Source organism: Caulifigura coniformis, assembly GCF_007745175.1.
GTDB classification, from domain to species: domain Bacteria; phylum Planctomycetota; class Planctomycetia; order Planctomycetales; family Planctomycetaceae; genus Caulifigura; species Caulifigura coniformis.
This window is the reverse complement of record NZ_CP036271.1, coordinates 2,682,272-2,701,570: the sequence shown is the minus strand read 5'-3', so window position 1 is coordinate 2,701,570 and position 19,299 is coordinate 2,682,272. Positions and strand designations below refer to the sequence as shown.

Sequence of the window (19,299 nt, the reverse complement as noted above, 5' to 3'; positions counted from 1 at the left end):
ACCGCGTCGAGGTTACGGACCGCAATTCGCAGCCCGGCTGGTCAGTCGTTCGGGACGCTGGACGGGCGCGGGAGCGGGTTCAACGATGAGGACTGAATCTGGAAACGGTCAGCGAGACTGCTGTGCGCGGCGGCCGCTTTCGCCGGGTGTTCAAGAAGAGACGCCTCTGCGGGCCGCCTCGATCAGCGACGCAAGGCGGGACGTTTCAACCGGCTTGACCATATGGGCGTCGAAGCCGGCATCGAGAGCCCGCCGCCGGTCTTCTTCCTGCCCCCAGCCGGTCAAGGCGGCGAGGTACACGCCATTCCGCGATCCGAGTTGTTCCCGGATCCGTGTGGCGGCGTCATAACCCGTCAGCACCGGCATTCCGATATCGATGATCGCCAGCTCAGGACGATTCCTGCAGACGACCTCGACGGCCTGCTGCCCGTCATGAACGATTCGAACGTGATGCCCTAGCTGACGAAGCAGCATGGCCAGCGTCTCGGCCGCGTCGACATTGTCGTCCGCGACAACCACATTCATCGACGGCCCCCGGCTGCCGAACTCCGGCCCGCGGACTGCTCCGGAACGAGGCATGCCCGCGACAGTCGGCAGTTCCACCGTGAACTCGCTTCCGCAGCCCAGCCCGTCGCTGGCAACGCGAATCGATCCCTGGTGCATCTCGACGAGTTGCCGCACGAGCGTCAGCCCGATGCCCAGCCCGCCGCCTGCGCGGCCGAGCGACGAATCGACCTGCGCGAACATCTCGAACACGCGGGAGAGCATCTCCGGAGGGATCCCGAGACCGGTGTCACGCACTCGGACGACTGCTTTCTCCTGCACTCGCTCGGAAGCGAGGTGAATCTGCCCACCCTGCTCGGTGTACTTCGCGGCGTTGCTCAGCAGGTTGGCGAAAACCTGCGTCAGGCGGACCGGATCACCCGTCACGTGCAACGGACCACTGACGGCCACGTGAAGTTGATGCCCGGCCGACTCGATCTGCTGACGCGTTGCCTCGACGGCATTTCCGATCACCTCGCCGAGGCTCACGGTCGAGGTCCGCAGAGTCAGTTTCCCCTGGCTGATGCGGGAAAGGTCCAGCAGATCATCGATAAGCCGCACCATGTGTGACGTCTGCCTGGACATCATCGGAATCAGGTCATCGTCCCGCGCCTGATTCTCCAGCAGCAGGAGATCGATGCCGGTGCGGAGGGGGGCGAGCGGATTGCGAAGTTCGTGTGCGAGCACCGCCAGGAATTCGTCTTTGCGGCGATCGCTTTCCCGCAGCGCCGCGGCGTAGGCTTCCTGCTCGGCGAGATGGTCACGAACGAGGTACTGGCGGGCGCGATCCCGGAGCGCCGCCTGGACCGTGCTGATGAGCATGCCGATCTGCAACGGCCGCTGAAGAAGCAGCATGTGGCCCACCGCGGCCAGCGCCGCGATATCCGCAGCCGATTGGGGTCCCGCGGGAGTCAGGACGATCAGCGGGTAATCCGACCATGAAGGTTGCCCCTGGACGAGCTTTGTGAGGCATTGATCGGTGCTGGAAAAGATGGCCTCCTGCGTGACGAGAAGAGCGCCGGCTCCACGGGCCGCTTCTTCGCACAGAACGTTGATGTTCCGGCAGATCTCAGACTCGATGCCGTGGTCGGCCAGCAGTGCTTTGCTTGTCTCCGCGTCGCGCCGGGTGGGAGTCAGCAGCAGGACCCGGTGGTCCAGAGCATGCGAAGAGGCCGTCATTCCTCCCGATTCTCCAGGAGCGGCTTGCTGTTGCCGAGATACTTCGGAATTCCGGAAAGGACGCCTTGAAAGTCACGAAGCGGCTCCCCGATCCGCAATCCCTGGCCATCGATCCGGAACTCGCGAATCGTCCGTTCGTGCTTTCCTCCACGTTTTTTGATGATCGAGATCGCCTGCTTCACGGCTCCCATCGTCTCGAAATAACGCAGCAGCACGACGGCATCAGCCAGGTAGGTCGTGTCGACTGGCGTCTGCATGGCGCCGAGCAGCCCATGCTGGGCAACGACCAGAAACGTGACGATTCCCTTGTGGCCGAGGTAAGTCAGCAGGTCATGCAGCTGAATGACCAGGAACCGTTCTTCAGGCATCGCATTCAGGTATCCGTTCAGGCTATCGATGACGATCACCTGCGCCGGGGGATGGCCATCCTTCCCTTCGGCGGCGGAGCGGACGATCTGCGAAAGCTGGCCCGGGGACAATTCTGCAGGATCGATCTGCTGCAGGGTGACGAGGCCGTTCTCGACGAACGGACCGAGATCGATGCCGACGCCCTTGCAGCGAGCCAGAAGGGTGTCGACACGCTCGTCGAACATCATCACCATTGCACGCTGACCGCGCATTGCGGCCGTGTACGCGTACTGCATGGACAGCGTGGACTTTCCGGACCCGGCCGGTCCGGCCACGAGAATGCCCGTCCCGAAATCGAAGCCCCCGCCGGTCAGGGCATCGAGTTCCGCAATTCCGCTCGAGAGTTGTCCAGAGACCGCTTCGATTTTGTGGTCGCTGGCAACCAGCGAAGGAAAGACCCGCAGTCCCCCTTTTTCGATGATGTAGTCGTGATAGCCACCGCGGTAGGCCCGGCCGCGAAGCTTGGCGATCCGCAGCCGGCGCCGGTCACCTCCGAACTCTGGCGACATCTGCTCCAGCATTACGACTCCGTGGGCAATGCTCTGCAGTTGCAGGTCGCTGCCGTCGGCCGTGCGATCATCAAGAAACAGGACGGTGCAGCGGCGTCCCGAGAAGAACTGTTTGAGCGCCAGGATCTGGCGACGATAGCGCAGGGAATTCTGCGCCAGCAGCCGGAACTCGGACAGCGAATCGATCACGACTCGAGTCGGCTTCGTCTCTTCAATCGCTTTGAGGATCGCTTCCATCGTGGTGCCGAGTTCCAGCTCTGAGGGCTGAAACATGGCAAGCTGATTGTCGGTGTGAAGTGCATCTTCCGACGCGACAAGTTCGACGATCCGCAGTTTGTCGAGGCTCCAGCCGTGGGTGCTGGCCGCGGCCGACAGCTCCTCGCGGGTTTCCGAAAGCGTGACGCACACGCACGATTCGCCGCGCTCGATTCCTTCCAGGAGGAACTGGAGCGCGAGAGTCGTTTTGCCTGCCCCCGGATTGCCCTCCACGAGATAGGTCCGGTTGGCGGGAAGGCCCCCACCCAGGAGTTCATCCAGTCCGGCGATTCCAGTCTGCGCATTCATGACGTAAGAGAAGGGCCCCTGAAGAATTGCTCACAGGTCAATGGTGCGTGATTTTGGTTCCTCCATCGTCGCTCAGCTTCTGCAGGAGTGAAAGGCGTGATTTCAAGGAATTCCCTCGTGCGAGACACGGCCAATCAGATGATGAACGGTCGTCCGCGCGCCCTGCCGATTCTCAATCGGCCGGACTATCCTCCTTCCCTTCCTCCATCTCGTTTTTCGCGAACCGCTGAATGCATTCCTGGGATCACCTCAACAACTCGCTGCAGCCACTCCGGCAGCGGCTCCTCGAACATTCCGTTTATGGCAAGATCCGTGATGTCGCCGCGGTGCGGACGTTCATGGAGCACCACGTCTACGCCGTCTGGGACTTCATGTCGCTGCTCAAGGCACTCCAGCAACGGCTGTGCTGCGTCACGATCCCGTGGCTTCCACCGTCCAACCCCTTCGCCGCGCGGCTGATCAACGAGATCGTTCTCGCGGAAGAAACCGATGTCGCCCGCGACGGGGCCCCTGCCAGCCACTTCGACCTGTACCTCGACTCGATGCGCGAGGCCGGGGCCGACGTCGGTCCGATCCTCGGGCTCTGCGAGTTCCTGCGAACTGGACAGCCGCTCAGCGACGCCCTCACCCGTTGCGGCGCGCCTCCGGCCGCCAAAGATTTCGTCGAGCAGACGTTTCAGATCCTCCAGACAGGCCAGCTTCCCGCGATTGCAGCCGCCTTCACCTGCGGACGCGAAGACCTGCTGCCCGGCCTGTTCTCAAGGATCATCCAGCAGCTCAACGGCGGAATGAACGGATCGTTCGATTCGTTCGTCTACTACCTCGATCGGCACGTCGCGCTCGACGGCGACGAGCATGGCCCGCAGGCGCGAAAACTGATGATCCAGCTGTGCGGCGACCAGCCGGACGCCTGGGCACAGGCCGAAAGCGCGGCGATTGCCTCGCTGGAGTCGCGGTTGGCGCTCTGGAATGCCATGAGCGCCGGGATTTGATCCGGGGCCGGCTGGGCTTCGTTGTCCTTGTGAATCCGGCGCTCGGGTTCCAAGCTAGCCTTTCCGCGATTTTGGGACCTGTGTAGGATTCGGGGGCTTTGCAGCTCCCCAAAGGATGTCCTGGAGTCTGCACCGGCCTGCACCGCGGTTTCGTTGCAGGGAGGCATTTCGTTGGCAGTTACCACCACCGCGTCTCCGTCGCTGGAGTCCGTCACTCCCAAGGGACAGCATTTGTTTTCCCGCCGGACCAATTCGCTTCTCGGAGTCCAGATTGCGGGCTGCGGGTCGTTCGTCCCCGAAAACGTGGTGACGAACGCCGACCTGCAGACTCGTCTCGGCTTTGATCCCGAGTGGATCAGGCAGCGCACCGGAATTCTCGAACGCCGCCACGCTCCGCCCGAAATGGCGACGAGCGACCTGTGCGTCGAGGCCGCCCGCAGGGCGATCCGCAACGCCAACGTCGACCCGGCCGATATCGACCTCGTCGTCTGCGGCACGTTCACGCCCGACTTCCAGTGCCCGTCGACCGCGTGCCTGATCCAGGACCGTCTGGCCCTCGACTGCGCCGCATTCGATCTCGCGGCCGCCTGCGCGGGCTTCATGTATTCACTCGTGACCGCGGCGCAGTTCGTTGCCAGCGGGAATGCGAAAGTCGCGCTCGTCGTGGGTGGCGACTGCATGAGCCGGATCATCAATCCGGCGGATCAGCGAACCTATCCCCTGTTCGGCGATGGGGCCGGCGCGGTGATCCTCACCGCAGGTGACCCGCACCAGGGACTGCTCTGCTACCAGATGGGCGCCGACGGCAGCGGCGGCGGTCTTCTGGACCGCAAGGCCGGCGGATCGAAAACGCCCCTCACCGTCTCGGCGATCGAGGCGGGCGATCACCTGCTCCACATGGACGGCCGGTCGGTCTTCAAGTGGGCCGTCCGGCTCGTGACCGACACCATCGAGCTCATGCTCGAAACGGCCGGCATGACCGTCCACGACGTGTCGCTGTTCGCGCTCCACCAGGCGAACATCCGCATCATCGATGCCGCGATGGAGCAGCTGGCGATTCCGCCCGAGAAAGTCTTTTCGAACGTCCATCGGTACGGCAACACCTCCGGCGGGTCGATTCCGCTGGTGCTCGATGAAGCCTACCGCGAGGGACGCATTGAACGGGGCGACACCCTGATGATGTGCGGCTTCGGCGCCGGCCTCGCGTGGGGAACAAGCCTCTTCCGCTGGTAAGCGGCTGGAAGGACGGCAATCCCGGTTGAACGTCCCGATCAGTTACGCGCCGCCGGCAGAGGCGGTGCTGCGAGAGCAGCGGTTCGTTCAGAAGTTGATGCCGAGGCCGATCGTCCCTGAGCATTCCATCGATCCATCGACGGAACATTGTCCGCGGATTGTCGCTTTCACGCGTTTCGTCTGCACGACATCGAACCCGATTCCCACCGGTTTGAAGTTCAGCGGCGAACTGGCGATGTCGAAGTTCACACGATCGAGCGCCCAGAACGGCAGTTTCCCCTGCAGGTTGGTTTTCCAGAGCAGTTCGATCAGCAGGTGCCGGAGGACGTCCGGGTTGACAATCACATTCCCCTGGGGATCCGTCATCACGAATCCCATCTCATCGATGTGAATGTTGCAGATCCTGTCGGACACGGCACAGTGGACCGACGTGAGGTCGGGCAGGTTGCGGTTATCGCCGAAATGTGATGAGAAGCCGGCATCCATAGCCGGATCCTTCTTTGGATCGGGAGTGGCGATCGGGCGGTCGGAGGAATTGGGCCTCCAGATCTGCCGGAAGCCTGTCCCCTCGGTGGCGCGATACGAGATGCTGAGGGGAAGGTGCCCCACCGCACTCTTGGAGCCCGGGGCGAACACCTTGTCCCCTCCGGGATGGACCGCATCGGTCAGGGCCTTCTTCAGCGCCTCATGGTCCCGGGCGACAAAGTTGATGCCATCGAGCCGGCTCCGTCCCGCCGTCAGGTGCGAGCCGATATGCAGATCGAGATCGACGCCCAGCGCGAGCACGCGGCGGTAGATTTCCTTGTAGACGGCCGTATCACGCGCCGTGACCGCCTTGGCCCGCTGGAGCGCATCGATCTTCTGCGGATAGCCCTTCACGGCAATATATACGCGGCAGAGCCCCGGCCGGCTGATCGCGATGTCGAGGTGCACGAGCGGCGGCTTTCCCGCCTGCGTGAAACCGACGAACTTGATATCGGCCGCCTTCCACGGGTCGTATCCCGGCATGTCGGAGGGGTCGAATCCGAGGCGCGGGCTCTTGGCCGCGACATCATGCAGACGCTTCCAGTCTTCGCAGTGGAAGTCGAAGCCTGTCGGATTCCAGAAGCCGTGCAGGATCCACCATTTGAAATGGCCGTGGAGCTTGACCCCGACTTCTCCGAGCTTGACGACCACCTGGTTGAACTCGGCGTTCATCCGCCCGATATCGGCGGGCGTGTTCTTCGCGACGGGAGCGTTGTACGGATCGAAGGGAGGCAGCGACATGACAAGAGTCCTGAACGCAGACGACCGGTGACAGGCCGGCGAGAAGCTCTTCAACGAACATGCCGTCAGTGAACGCCCCCGCGGCCCATTGCGTGAGGCGTGAACTCTGAAAGAATGTTACCCAGGCACCTGCCAGATCGCACAGTCACCGGAGCATCCCGGCGCAGCCAACAGCCTCCCCCGCTGCGAAAAACCTGTCCGCGAAAGACCTTTCAGCAGCCTGCCCCCGGGCGTCGCCGCGGAGCGACTCAACTGTCAGCAAGGACGTGCTGGGCCCAGGCGGCCGCCCCCATGGCCGTCGCGTCGTCTCCCAGCGCCGCGGGAACGACCTTGAAGGCGTTCTTGAAGGGAGGCATCACGCGCTTGCGGGCCGCCTTGTCCACGTTGGTGACGAACAGGTCGCTCATCGCCTCGACCAACCCGCCGCCGAGCACCACGACATCGGCCGCCAGCAGGTTGATGGTCGTCGAAACGGCCAGTCCGATGAGTCGGGCCGCTTCTTCGACGATCACCTCGACGGCCTTGTCGCCTTCCTTGATCGATTCCGCCAGCGCGCCGCTGCGGATGTTGGCCAGATCGGTGCCGGCCTTTTCGAAGAGGTGGGGCGCATCACCGCGGAGGGCGGCGCGCGCGGCGTTTGCGGCAATCGCAGTGCGGCTCGCAACCGACTCCAGGCATCCCCGCTGGCCGCAGCCGCAGAGAGGGCCGTTGTACACGACCTGGCAGTGTCCGATCTCCATCGCCGTGATGTTGTGGCCGCGGAGGATCTCGCCGCGGTAGATGCAGCCTCCGCCGATCCCGGTGCCGGGGAACACTCCCAGCGCGCAGAAAGCGTCTTTCGCCGCTCCGAAGCGGTATTCGCCGTACATGCCCGAATCGACGTCGTTAATCACCGCGGTGGGGCAGCCGAACTCCTTCGTCAGCACCTTGCCGATCTCGACGTCGCCCCACGCCAGATTGGGGGGCGCGGTCATCACCCCCTTCTCCATGTCGCATGGGCCGGGACAGCCGATCCCGATCCCCGACAGACGCGAGGCGTCGATCTGCGCATCGGCCAGCGCCTCGCGGATGGTTTCGACAATGCGGGCCACACCGGCGGAGACGTCGCTCGCGGGCTTCGTCTTCTTCCGGTCCTTGCCCACGAGCTTGAGCGAGTTGTCATAAACCTGGGCCAGCATCTTCGTGCCGCCCAGATCGAAACCCACCCAGCAACCATCCGCAGCCGTCTTTGCCATGTCGTGTGTCCTTCCTCGCGCAGAATACTGGGATGCCGCGGGAAGTAAAGAAGGCGAAGGCCGACGCTGCCAGCGCCGTTCTCATTCGGGCCGTTAAGACTTCTTCTCCGGCGGGTCGCCGCCATCCTGACGCTTCCGCTTCATGTCGAGCAGGCGGCTCGTTGTCGATTCCGAGGGGGGCGACTTGGCCGGCGGCGAAGAGGACTGCGGCGGCTTTGGAGCGGTCGTGCGCATGCCAGGCGACTGCCCGGGAAGGGATGACCCGGGCGGGGGAGCGGGCCTGGTGGGCATCGGGCGTTCCGAGCGGGTCTTGAGCTGCGATCCGACCGATTCCTTGCGTTTGAGCAGCGCGCCCATCGTCGCGGTGGTTTCCTGCTTCCGGCCCATTCCGAACCAGCCTTTGATCGTCCGCCAGTCGATCTGGACACGCCGGAGCCCCACATCGATCGGGATCAGGATCGCCAGCCCGTAGAGCAGCCAGTCGAAGATCGGCTGCGAGCTGCTCTTCGGCTCGCGCCGCCCGTAGATCTCGTCCTTTGTCGCGGCGGGAGTCAGTTCCTGACCTTTGGTGGTGCTGACGATTTCACGGAGCGCCTCGTAGTTCGAGGTGAACTTCAGGTACTCGGGCGAGTAGGAGACGATGAACCCGCCGTTCACGATGTCCTTGCGTTCCTGCCCCCCCTGGCCGACCGCCTGGATCTGATACAGTCCCGCCCCCCAGGTGGGGAACGTCGCCTGGTAGCGGCGGGGGCCGACCTGCTTCAGGGGAATGGTCCGCTGCTGGTCGCCCGGGCCGGTAACCGCGGCCGTCACGTCCATGAAGGTCTCATCCGGGTGGAAGTCCTCCACCATGATCACGCCTTCGCTTCCCGACATGTAGCTCCACATCCGCAGGTGTCCATCCTTGCGGACGCGCGACACGCGGACCATCAGCTGCTTCACGAACGCGGTGTACTTCTCCCAGTTGACCCAGTCCTTTCCCCAGGCGGGAGAGAGGTCGGACGTGAAGGCCGCCGTGGTCCCCAGCCCGTACCGCCAGATGGCCAGCACCGGATCGGAGTCGCCCTCTTCCGCATCCTCGGGGGTCGTGTAGAGCACATTCTCGACAATGGGGCTCTCTTTCAGCGTGGAGAGCACATAGCCGCCGAGTTTCGGGGCCGCGTCGATTCCCTCCAGGACGGGTGACGGATACCCGGCCGCCACCTGGATCTCCTTGTTCTGGATCATCGTCCGCTTCAGCGTCTTCGCTTCCTTGATGAAGATGCCGGGGAGGCGATTCGGATCGTCGGGGAAGTAGTAGCGCCCGCCGGTCGACTCGGCCACCTGTCGCATCAGCGTCACTTCCTGCCCGCCGTGCGGGAAGATCGCGACCATCGACATGGTGACCTGGCTGTCGACGAAGGCCTGCACCAGCGGGGGGGGCGGAGGCTGCGGGTCGCCGTCCGAGATGATGATCATGTGCTTCGCGGCCGCGTCGCTGTCTTTCAGTCCGCGGAGGCCCATTTCCATCGTTGGTGCGAAGGCCGGCATGTCGCCCGGGGCGGCCGCATTGACCTTCGTCGCCATTTCTTCGTAGTTCGACGCGGGCGCCAGCTTGAACACCCACTGCTCGCCCTGCTCGAAGTCGATCACGCCGACTTCATCCTGCGAGCCGAGCACCTTGATCGCCTGCTTCGTGATCCGCTTCGCCCACGTGTTCCCCTCGGGGAACTCGCAGGTATGCAGAACGATGACGAGTGCCCCCTTCGGCAGGATCTTCTTCTTCGAGATATCCATGTCGACAGGCAGGATCTTCTCGACCAGCGTGCGGTGATATCCCCCCGGGCCGAAGCTGTTCTGCCCGCCGACCATCAGGAAGCCGGTTCCCTGGTTGTAGACCGCATCATGCAGCGCCTGCGTCTGGTCGGCGTCGAAGGCATCGTGCGCGACGTTGCAGAAGATCACGCAGTCATACGGCATGAGCGCTAACGGATCGCGCGGAAAGGAATAAGCGTCGACCACCTCGACCGCCCGTTCGCCGTCGATGATCGCCTTCCGCAACGACTGCCAGTCCTCCTTGCGGCCGACAGGATCGGTCACCAGCAGAACCTTCCCCTCCCCTTCGACGAAGATGTAGCTGACGGCCGTGTTGTTCGTGGCCAGCTGGTCCTCGTTCTCGTCGAGAATGATCGTCGCCTTGTATTCGTAGTAGCCCGGCGACCGCAGATACAGCGGCAGGTCGAACCGGTTCTTTCCGGCCTGGAACTCGATCGGCATCGGCTCGCCAACCGGCTGCCCGTTCTCCGTGAGCTGCAGCTTTCCCTTCCCGGCCTTCAGCGACGAGACGACGACGGACGCTTCGTACGACTCCCCGATCTTCACTGATTGCGGCAGCTCCAGCCGCTCCACCCAGACTTCCTTCTCGTAGCTGTAGGTGATCGGCACGACGTCGACGGAGATTCCCCGCGTCCGCAGTTCCTCGAGCACCGGCCGCAGACTGCCGGTCGTCTCGGCGCCGTCGCTGAGCAGCACAATCCGGCCTCGCGTGTCTTCGGGCAACAGCGCGGCCGACAGGGACAGCGCCTGCTCGATGTTGGTCTCGTCCGCCGCGATCCGGGCGTTGAAAACGATCTGTCCTCCTTCCAGCGGGAAGGACTGACGCGCCGGCACTTCCACGGCCGCGTTCTTGCCGAACGCCACCAGGCCGACCGAGTCTTCCTGCGGCTTCTCGGAGACCGCTTTGGCTACGAACTTCGCGGCCTGCTCGCGGGCGTCTGGCCCGATCGACTCGGAAAAATCGACGGCATAGACGACGGCCAGCGAATCACGCGTCCGCACGGAGCGCGGCTCGGCCATCAGCGCGACGAACAGCCCCAGCAGCACCAGCCGGCAGATCAGCGCCGACAGCGCCCGGCCGCGGCTCAGTCCGCTCCAGCCGTTCCGCCACATCCACCACACCCACACGGACACGCCGATCCATGCAAGCTGCCAGGGATAGGTAAAGGTGACCCGTCTGGAGAGCGTCAGCCAGAGGATGACGGCGAGATAGGTCGCCAGGAACGCGACCAGCGGAATCGTTTCGCGCCAGTTCAGCGGCCCCCGAGACGACGGGAACAGCGTTTCCGGAAAGAGCGTGCGAAGGATCGAGCGCCGCTTCACAGCTTCAGCTCCACAAGCCTTCGGTTTCCCGTATCAGCCACATACACCCGCCCATCCGCGGCCACCGCGACTCCCCACGGCGTCCAGAACTGCCCGACATCACGTCCCGCCGTTCCGTATCGCCCCAGCAGTTTCCCTTCCTTCGACAACTTTGTCACCCGCCCCGATCCGAATTCGGCGACGTACAACTCCCCTGCCGGGGAGATCGCCATGTCATACGGGTAATAAAGGCCGGCCGTTTGTGAGTCCGCCAGAACGGCTTCGAACTGGCCGTCCTCCGAAAACCGCTGGACGCGATTGTTCACCGCGTCGCACACGTAGACCTTGTGATCGTGCCACACGAGCCCCGTCGGCCGCTGCACCTGTCCCGGTTCGGTCCCGAAGGAACTGAAAGCGACCTGGAACTTGCCGTCGGCGGAAAACCGCTGGATGCGGTCGTTGCCGCCATATTCGCAGACATACAGCCGCCCTGCGGGGTCCTGGACGACCGTCTCCGGGAAGATGAACTCACCGGGCCCGTATCCTTTCGTGCCGAACATCCGTTCGCACGTCCCGTCGGGGTTCAGGAGGACCACGCGGTTGTAGTGCGTGTCGGCGACAGCCACCCGGCCGTCGAGCATCTGCCACAGGCCTTCCGGGCGGCCGACCGAATACTCGGGCATGTATGTTTTGCGAACGAGCTTGCGATCCTGGTCATAGATCAGGAACCGGCCCGCGTCATCCAGGACGTAGAGGTCGCCGTTGCGCGCCGTGAACAGCCCCCGCGGCGTTGGAATCTTCGATTCCTCGTTGGGAATCTGCCACGTCGCGATGTTGGCCGTCGGCAGCTGGACATCTCCCTCGCCGGGGCCGAAACAGCCGGTGAACGTGATCAGCCCCATCGCGAACAGCAGAGCCCGCCGCGGCCCTGAGGGCCGCGTGCTCGTGTCCGCCAACGGCAGCCCTCGATCACTCATGAACCGATTCTCGCAGTGCTTCGTCGATGGAACAATCGAGGACGACGCGTCCCTTCTCCATTCCGACGACGCGGTCCGCGTGCCGCCGGTCGATCATATGGTGCGACGAGAAGACGAGCGACGTGCCGCGGGCCTCACACGTTTCCCGGACGATCGACCAGTAACGCTCGAGCCGGGCCCGGTCCACATGCACCAGCGGCTCATCGAGAACCAGCACTGCCGCATCCACCGCCAGCGCCCTGGCGAGGCTCAAGCGAGATCGCTCTCCGGCCGACAGTTCCTCGACATGCCTCGCGGCCGACTCGTTCAGGTCAAATCGTTCCAGCCACTCCTGGACGCGGCCCCTCGTGGACGCCCCGGGCGTCACCAGCCGGATGTGATCGGCGATCGAAACTCCCGGCCAGAGGCCCCCATCGGCGGGCGACCAGAAAATCGGAACGCGCTCGGACCGGATCTGCACCGTTTCGATCCCGCCGGCATCCGGCGTCTCAAAGCCCGACAGGAGATTCAGCAGCGACGTCTTTCCGGCTCCGGACGCGCCGACGACGGCGGTGCGTCCCGGCAGGATGTCGACGGTGACCCCTTCGAGCCGCGGACGCCGCGGTCCGTCCACGAAAACGTTCTTGAGCTGGAACAGCGGAGTCACGTGGTTCGCCGTCCTTCCAGAAGTCGCACAGTCGCGGCAACGAGTGCTCCCAACACCAGCGGAACTGAGAGGATCATCGCCAGTTTCACTCCCAGGGCCTCGACCTGCGCGTAGTGCAGATGGTTGTACATCATCATTGGCGACGGGTCGAAACCGGGCAGTCGCAGGATCATCGGCAGCATCACTTCCAGGTAACTCCACCACGCCACCAGGCACACACCTCCCGCCAATGGCCGGCCGGCCACGCGCCACCACACCGCCGCCGCCCCGGCCCGCTGCCGGCCATCCGGCGAGCGGTCGAGCAGGCGAATCTGGTGCGACGCCACACGCGTGCGGGCCGCGATCGATCCCCGCACCAGCACGACGCGCGGCCATAACCACAGGCACTCCGCCACGATGAGCGGCGCCGGCGTATACGCCAGGCCGGGGAGGCATCGCTGGAAAAATCCCGCCGTCAGGAGCCCCAGCGCGAGTGTCCCCGTCAATCCGGGAGCGAGCAGCAGTGAGAGCATTCCCAGCCGGATCCTCTCCCGGATCGCCCCGCCCGTGATGAGCGTCGCCCTGCTTCTGGAAACGCATTGCAGCAACCAGGCCGCCCCCCATGTCAGGGCGACGCATGAGGCCGCCAGCAGAACGGCGTCCCCAAGCTCGCGCCACCAGCGCGGCTGCAACTGGACCGTCCGGCTCACTCGTGACACACCGTCCACCAGATGCCACAGCGGACGCCCGATGACGAAGGCCAGCCCCGCGAGAATCCACGTCCAGCCGAAGAGATTCAGAGCGGCCCCCCGGCGACGCCCAGGCCGCGACTTCTCCGACAGGACCGAGAGCGGAGGCGTCGAAATCGCCACCCCAATTCGTGTCAGCAGCGGAACGGCGACAGGCAGCTGGATGAGGACGGGCCAAAGCACAAGTCGGGCGGTTTCGGAAGGAGGGAGACCGCCGACGTGATCGGTGAACAGTCGTTCGGGCCAGCCGGCGACCTGCATCAGAGCGGCCAGTTCCGATTCCTGGAACGACAGGACGAACAGCAGGGCGGCCGGGCCCACGAGGGTCTCGCCCGCCCCCTTCCACCAGAATCTCAGACGCCACGTGAGCGACTGCAGCGGCGAACCCGCCTGCCGCGCCAGCCGGGCGCAATGCCACGCCTCGGGCGAAAGCGCGGGGGGTGGGGAATACAGCAGCAGCCACAGCGCCGCCGGCACGCATTCGAAGCAGATCAGCAGGAAATACAGCAGTTCGTTCAACCAGCGGTGATTGAGGAGGTTGATCGAGAGCGTGCGGTAGCCAAAACCGACGATCAGGTTCGGGGTGAGGAACACCGCCGCCAGCAGCACGAACTGGATCTTCCTCAGCGAACGCGATTCCGTGCTTCGAAACCACTCGGCAAGCAGGCTCGCCAGGACCAGCCCCACCACCACCACGAGCGCACTGCGCAATGTCGAAGCTCCAATCGCTCCGGCATAGGTCACGGAGCGAACTCCTTCTGCAGCCAGGCCAGGCACTCATCCCGCGATATGGTCAGTCCGGAAAGATCCGCCGCCTCTTTGGCCCAGTCGTGCATCTCGGCCATCTCCGGCGGGAGTTCGGAAGCGGCAACGCCCGTATGGACAGGCGCCTGCCGCGATCCCGACTTCGCCAGCGCGAGATCGCTGCTGGCCGAGAGGAGAAAATCGACGAACGCCTGCGCCGCCTGCGGATGCCGGGCCCCTTTCACAATCGACACCGTATTGGGGATGGCGATCGTCTGCTCCTGGACGCGGATCGGCAGCATGGCCACGGGAGCCCTGGCGTCGAGTGCTCCGAAGAAGTCATCCGTATCAGTCATCCCCAGGTCGCAGGTTCCGGCCGCCACGAGATCCCGCACGGCTCCGTTTCCCTTCACGAAATGGCAACCGCGTTCCTTGAGGCTGCGGTGCCATTTCTGGAGTTCGTCAGCCCCCAGACGATTCCAGAGCAGGCTCCAGTGAGTGAGCGTCGTGCCGTAGAGCGGCTCGGCGATGGCGACCCGCGACAGGTCCCCGCTGTTCATCCGTTCTTCCACGGCCTCGCGCGTCGCCGCCATCTTCCCGGTGTTCACGATCCACACGCGGTACCTCACGCCGAATCCAGTCCAGCGGTTCTCCGGATCGCGGAATGCTGCCGGCCGATTGGTCGCCTCGGGTGACTCATACGGCTCAAACACACCTTTCGCCGCGAGCGACATCGTTCCCAGGGGCTCGTTGTTCCAGAACACGCCGCAGACGGGGTTTCCCTGCTCTCGCTCCAGCCGCTGCACGAGTCCCAGCGACTTGGCGACTTCGCTGTCATACGTCGCTTCGACCGACATGCCCGTCTGGGCCATGAACTGACTCACGAGCTGCTCGGCGAAGACGGCGTCGTGAGCGCAGTAGACGACGAGGGCGGCTTTCGTGCGGCCTGAAACGAGCATCCAGGCGGCGCCCATCAGCACGACAAAGATCACAACACCCGAGATCGCCCGCGACTTGGAACTCACAGGATCAGCCCTTTCCCAACGTCCTCAGGAATCGAAACGCCAACCTCCGCCGCGTTGGACCCTACGACCGCATCATGGCCGATGTTGGATGGAATTTCAGCCGCGCTGCTGGCCCTGTCCAGCGCGGCTGCCGGCCCCAGGGAGCGAGTTACTTCTGGTTGATCAGCGCCATCGCTTCGGCGCGGCTCGACTCGTTCGACTTGAACAACCCGCGCACGGCGCTGGTGATCGTCACGGCCCCCGGCTTCTTCACGCCACGGATCGTCATACAGCTGTGCTCGGCTTCGAGGACGACGATCACCCCTTTGGCGTCCAGCTCCTTGTTCATCAGGTCGGCGATGGCGTGCGTCATCCGCTCCTGTACCTGCGGCTTCTTCGAAATCTCCTCCACGATCCTCGCCATCTTGCTCAGCCCTACCACCTTTCCCCGCGGGAGGTAGCCGATATGGGCCTTGCCGATAAACGGCAGCAGGTGGTGCTCGCACATGCTGTTGAAGCTGATGTCCTTCACGAGCACCATTTCGTCGTAGTTCTCGAGGAACACCTTCTTGAGATGCCGCGAAGGATCGAGGTGCAGACCGGAAAACAGCTCGGCGTACATCTTCGCCACGCGTTTGGGCGTTTCGAGCAGCCCTTCGCGATCCGGATTCTCGCCGACGGCGGCCAGGATCTCCCGAACAGCTTTTTCGATCCGCGGCAGGTCGACAGACGGATGGAACTGATTCGCTTCTTCGGACACGAGCGTATTCTTTCTCACGAAACCCGATCTCAATCAAACGGGATATTCTAGGCCGGGACTCTGAGAGTGCACGCGATTGGGCCGGCGCGAGCCGGTCGATGATCTGATGCCGGGCGTTGATTGCCATGATCAGGAGGCTCACGCCCCCCGCTCGTCGTGACATCCAACGCCGGGGCGGGCTCCCCTCCTTCTTGCTGATCCGCTTGCTCGTCGCCCCCTATAATTTCCAGGACCATTCCCTCCCTCGGAGACTCCGCCATGACGGCGACCTCGGCCCTGACGGAATTCACGTGGCAGCCACAGCCAGAAGCGGCCGCGTTCATTGCGGAACTCGTCGAACAGTTCCAGCGGGATTGCCCCTGGCTCACGCGCCTGGCCGCGAGGATGCAGACCGAGACCGGGACACGGCTGGTCGACTGGATCGACCACTTTCAGCTTCCAGCCGGCCCGGAAATCCAGTCGCGTCTGATCGCCGTTGGCTACACCGACCGAGGGGGCCAGGAATGGCGGATCGACTCCGGCCTATTTCCGCCTGTTCGCCTGGACGGCAAATTCTTCGTGATGATGCTGAAGGTCGATTCCGTCCGTGATTTCCTGCTGGCGCATGGCGCTGTAGGAGATCTGAATATCCAGGGCGATCCGACCGCATCCCTCCGCTGGGACTATTGCCCGCAACGCGCAGCAGGTCTCCATGTGGTCTGTGCCATCGAGCGGCATGGCGACCCGTCGTTGTCACTCAAATCGGGGACCGTTGATGCTGGGAAGCTGCTCCACCATGAAGAACGGCTTCTCCTTCGCCGTCGCCAGTTCGACGATGACCTTGTCGGATTCGAGCACACGAAAATGTTGATCAAATGGGCTGCCGTCGACCTCGGCATGCCGCGGGCCTGCGACCTGTTCTTCCGGGCGGAACGGTCCTACTGGCAGTCGCGCAACCGCGCCGCACAGATCCAGAAAATGCGGCAGGACGCCCTGGGCCTGGGCTGGGCCAATCACGATCACCACACCTACCGCTCCAGCCGTGAGTATTTCGCGACACTCATCCGCATTCTCGAGATGATGGGCTTCCATTGCCGGGAGAGGTTCTATGCGGGTAAGGAAGCCGGCTGGGGCGCGCAGGTGCTCGAGGATCCAATGACGGGCGTCGTGATTTTCGCCGACGTCGATCTGTCCCCCGAAGAAGTGGCCCAGGATTTCTCCCACACACCGCTTTTCCCTCGGGACAAGCTCGGCACCGTCGGGCTCTGGTGCAAGCTGCACGGCGAAGCGTTCCTCGAGGCCGGCATGCACCACCTCGAATGCCAGTTCGACTTCAACGCAGCTCGCGAAGGCCTGAAGGAAGTCGGGGTCGACTCGATGAAGCCGTTCACCGACTTCACCTATCTGCGCCAGGCGTTCACGAAAGGAGAAGTCTGGCCGGTGGCCGCAGAACGGATCGCCGCACTCCTCGAACAGAATCTCATCACGCCGCAGCAGGCGGAAACGTTCCGGACCAAAGGCGCCGTCGGATCGCACCTGGAGATTCTCGAGCGCAACGACGGCTACAAGGGCTTCAACCAGACCGGCATCAACGAAATCATCCGCGACACCGACCCGCGCCGGCTTTCTGAAGCACTTGGATCAGATCTGTCAGCGCCGGCTCATTAGACACCAAGAGACTCTTTGTGCCTTTGTGTCGAAATCATGCCCCAATCGAAGTCACGACTTCGAATCGTTGATCCCCGGAATCGTCAGCGGGAAGACGTCGTTATTGTCGACTTCGCGGCGCAGAACGCTCTCAACCTCTTTGATGAACGTCGCGTTCTCGCCGGCGATGTCCTTCGTCTCTCCCCGGTCTTTCACCAGGTCGTAGACCTCCCACGCCCCGGGCTTTTTCGTTTTGAGGCCGGTCCGCACCGCTTTCAGATCGCCGATCTGCACGGCCACCTGTCCCTGGTATTCGGGGAAGACCCACACCATCGGACGGGTTCGCGCGTGCGTCGTTCCGTCCGTGAGGGCGGGCCACAGGCTTTCGCCATCCAGGCCCTCCGGCTTCTCGATCCCGGTCGCGTCGCAGAGTGTTGGAAACCAGTCGGCGAAGTAGCCCGGCGTTTCGTTCACCGTGCCGGCCATAATCTTGCCCGGCAGTTTCGCGATCATGGGAACGCGGATCCCCCCTTCATAGACACTCCCCTTGAAGCCCCGCAGGTCACGGGTGCTGTTGAAGAACTTCGGATCGGCCCCGCCGACGTGCAGCTTCGGATTCGCCGGCCGGTCATGCGTCGTTCCGTTGTCGCTCGAGAACACCACGAGGGTCCGACCCGACACCCCCGCCAGGTCGAGGGCGGTCAGCACCCGGCCCACGTAACTGTCGAGGTCTGAAATCATCGCGGCATAGGCGGCCCGCGGCCGGGGATGCGGCAGGTAGCCGTTCTCACCGCGATAGACCTCGGTGTCCCACTCCTTTGGAAACCGGTTGACCGACTCGGCCGGCGGCTGCATGGAAACATGCGGCTCGATGAACGGCAGGTAGAGCAGGAACGGCCCGCCGGCGTGCGCTGCGATGAACTTTTCCGCCTCGGCGATCATCAATTTTGGCGCGTACTGCTTCCCCTGATAGTCCTCGAGCTTGACCTCTCCCTCCGGCTTCTTGAGATGGCCCGGGATCGGCGGATCATTCAGGACGAACCGTTCGCGGTTCCGCCACAGGTGCGGCGGAAAGTAGCTGTGCGCGACCGACTGGCAGTTGTAGCCGAAGAACAGGTCGAACCCCTTGCGGTTCGGCTCCCCTGTGCTGCCGACAGGTCCCAGCCCCCACTTCCCCATTGCGCCCGTCGCATAGCCGGCCTTCTTCAGCAGCATCGGCCAGCTGAGCGCCTGCTGCGACAGCGGATACTGACCTTCCGTGAACTGAGGAAACTTCAGCTTCGCCTGCTGGTTGCCGCGGACCTCTGCGTGTCCAAGGTGCTTTCCGGTCATCAGCACGCACCGCGACGGCGCGCACACCGGCGCTCCACTGTAATGCCGCGTGAAGCGCATCCCTTCCCGAGCCAGCCGGTCGAGATTGGGAGTCGGGATTCTCTCCTGCCCGAACGCGCCCACTTCGCCCCAGCCGAGGTCGTCCGCGAGGATGAAGACGACGTTGAGTTTCCGGTCGCCTTCTGCCGCCGCCGCGGGAACGGTCAACAGGCACAACGGCAGTACGAGCACGATCCAGCGCATTACGACATCCCCTTCGGAAAACGCGGCTTCGAAGACCAGCCCCACTCTCCCCGATCTTCGTCCTCCCTGCAAAGCACTCGACGTCACCGGCTTCGGCGGCGCCCGGAACGCTTGCGCGCGCAACCTTTCGTGGAATGTTGCAGACGCTTCGAAGGAAAGCCGACACCAGGCAGAACGTGGGCGCAATTGTCGC

14 protein-coding genes are annotated in these 19,299 nt (G+C 63.9%); 3 read left to right on the top strand and 11 right to left on the bottom strand.

The window, feature by feature from the left end; translation table 11 throughout:
- Positions 1 to 150: 150 nt before the first annotated feature.
- The gene (locus Pan44_RS10685) at positions 151 to 1,722 is read right to left on the bottom strand and encodes a hybrid sensor histidine kinase/response regulator (protein WP_145029973.1); all 1,572 of its coding nucleotides are present in this window, start codon (positions 1,720 to 1,722) and stop codon (positions 151 to 153) included.
- Complete coding sequence (locus Pan44_RS10680; protein ID WP_145029971.1) at positions 1,719 to 3,203, bottom strand: ATPase domain-containing protein; 1,485 nt, start codon at positions 3,201 to 3,203, stop codon at positions 1,719 to 1,721. The genes Pan44_RS10685 and Pan44_RS10680 overlap by 4 nt, the downstream gene beginning before the upstream one ends.
- Positions 3,204 to 3,433: 230 nt before the next feature.
- On the opposite strand from Pan44_RS10680, the gene Pan44_RS10675 reads away from it, so the two are divergent.
- Positions 3,434 to 4,195, top strand: coding sequence for a DUF3050 domain-containing protein (locus Pan44_RS10675; protein WP_145029969.1), 762 nt, complete (start codon positions 3,434 to 3,436; stop codon positions 4,193 to 4,195).
- Positions 4,196 to 4,366: 171 nt separating this feature from the next.
- On the top strand, positions 4,367 to 5,428 hold the full coding sequence (locus tag Pan44_RS10670; RefSeq protein WP_231754285.1) for a 3-oxoacyl-ACP synthase III family protein: 1,062 nt from the start codon (positions 4,367 to 4,369) through the stop codon (positions 5,426 to 5,428).
- A gap of 87 nt (positions 5,429 to 5,515) precedes the next feature.
- Here Pan44_RS10670 and Pan44_RS10665 read toward each other — a convergent pair whose 3' ends face one another.
- The 8 genes from Pan44_RS10665 to folE form a co-directional block, all read right to left on the bottom strand.
- The gene (locus Pan44_RS10665) at positions 5,516 to 6,694 is read right to left on the bottom strand and encodes a hypothetical protein (RefSeq protein ID WP_145029967.1); all 1,179 of its coding nucleotides are present in this window, start codon (positions 6,692 to 6,694) and stop codon (positions 5,516 to 5,518) included.
- Positions 6,695 to 6,942: 248 nt separating this feature from the next.
- Entirely contained in the window at positions 6,943 to 7,929 is a 987-nt protein-coding gene (locus Pan44_RS10660; protein ID WP_145029965.1) for an ROK family protein, read from the bottom strand.
- A 93-nt stretch (positions 7,930 to 8,022) separates the two neighbouring features.
- Positions 8,023 to 11,067: a VWA domain-containing protein gene (locus Pan44_RS10655; RefSeq protein WP_231754284.1), complete on the bottom strand. Its 3,045-nt coding sequence runs from the start codon at positions 11,065 to 11,067 to the stop codon at positions 8,023 to 8,025.
- Positions 11,064 to 12,023, bottom strand: coding sequence for an NHL repeat-containing protein (locus tag Pan44_RS10650; RefSeq protein ID WP_145029963.1), 960 nt, complete (start codon positions 12,021 to 12,023; stop codon positions 11,064 to 11,066). Before Pan44_RS10650 ends, Pan44_RS10655 begins: the two co-directional genes overlap by 4 nt.
- Positions 12,016 to 12,669, bottom strand: a complete 654-nt coding sequence (locus Pan44_RS27355) for an ATP-binding cassette domain-containing protein (RefSeq protein WP_197454006.1) — start codon at positions 12,667 to 12,669, stop codon at positions 12,016 to 12,018. Before Pan44_RS27355 ends, Pan44_RS10650 begins: the two co-directional genes overlap by 8 nt.
- Positions 12,666 to 14,141 (bottom strand): hypothetical protein, encoded by a 1,476-nt coding sequence (locus tag Pan44_RS10645; protein ID WP_197454005.1) that lies wholly within the window; start codon positions 14,139 to 14,141, stop codon positions 12,666 to 12,668. The genes Pan44_RS27355 and Pan44_RS10645 overlap by 4 nt, the downstream gene beginning before the upstream one ends.
- Positions 14,138 to 15,166 (bottom strand): ABC transporter substrate-binding protein, encoded by a 1,029-nt coding sequence (locus Pan44_RS10640; RefSeq protein ID WP_145029961.1) that lies wholly within the window; start codon positions 15,164 to 15,166, stop codon positions 14,138 to 14,140. The genes Pan44_RS10645 and Pan44_RS10640 overlap by 4 nt, the downstream gene beginning before the upstream one ends.
- Positions 15,167 to 15,314: 148 nt before the next feature.
- The gene (gene folE, locus Pan44_RS10635) at positions 15,315 to 15,923 is read right to left on the bottom strand and encodes a GTP cyclohydrolase I FolE (RefSeq protein WP_231754283.1); all 609 of its coding nucleotides are present in this window, start codon (positions 15,921 to 15,923) and stop codon (positions 15,315 to 15,317) included.
- A 240-nt stretch (positions 15,924 to 16,163) separates the two neighbouring features.
- On the opposite strand from folE, the gene Pan44_RS10630 reads away from it, so the two are divergent.
- The gene (locus tag Pan44_RS10630) at positions 16,164 to 17,552 is read left to right on the top strand and encodes a hypothetical protein (protein WP_145029957.1); all 1,389 of its coding nucleotides are present in this window, start codon (positions 16,164 to 16,166) and stop codon (positions 17,550 to 17,552) included.
- A 51-nt stretch (positions 17,553 to 17,603) separates the two neighbouring features.
- Here Pan44_RS10630 and Pan44_RS10625 read toward each other — a convergent pair whose 3' ends face one another.
- Positions 17,604 to 19,106 (bottom strand): arylsulfatase, encoded by a 1,503-nt coding sequence (locus Pan44_RS10625; protein ID WP_145029955.1) that lies wholly within the window; start codon positions 19,104 to 19,106, stop codon positions 17,604 to 17,606.
- Positions 19,107 to 19,299 lie beyond the last annotated feature (193 nt).

Coding starts and splice junctions, on each gene's coding strand:
- Pan44_RS10685 (WP_145029973.1), bottom strand. CDS start 1,722: ATGACGGCCTCTTCGCATGCTCTGGACCACCGGGTCCTGCTGCTGACT.
- Pan44_RS10680 (WP_145029971.1), bottom strand. CDS start 3,203: ATGAATGCGCAGACTGGAATCGCCGGACTGGATGAACTCCTGGGTGGG.
- Pan44_RS10675 (WP_145029969.1), top strand. CDS start 3,434: ATGCATTCCTGGGATCACCTCAACAACTCGCTGCAGCCACTCCGGCAG.
- Pan44_RS10665 (WP_145029967.1), bottom strand. CDS start 6,694: ATGTCGCTGCCTCCCTTCGATCCGTACAACGCTCCCGTCGCGAAGAAC.
- Pan44_RS10660 (WP_145029965.1), bottom strand. CDS start 7,929: ATGGCAAAGACGGCTGCGGATGGTTGCTGGGTGGGTTTCGATCTGGGC.
- Pan44_RS10650 (WP_145029963.1), bottom strand. CDS start 12,023: ATGAGTGATCGAGGGCTGCCGTTGGCGGACACGAGCACGCGGCCCTCA.
- Pan44_RS10630 (WP_145029957.1), top strand. CDS start 16,164: ATGACGGCGACCTCGGCCCTGACGGAATTCACGTGGCAGCCACAGCCA.
- Pan44_RS10625 (WP_145029955.1), bottom strand. CDS start 19,106: ATGCGCTGGATCGTGCTCGTACTGCCGTTGTGCCTGTTGACCGTTCCC.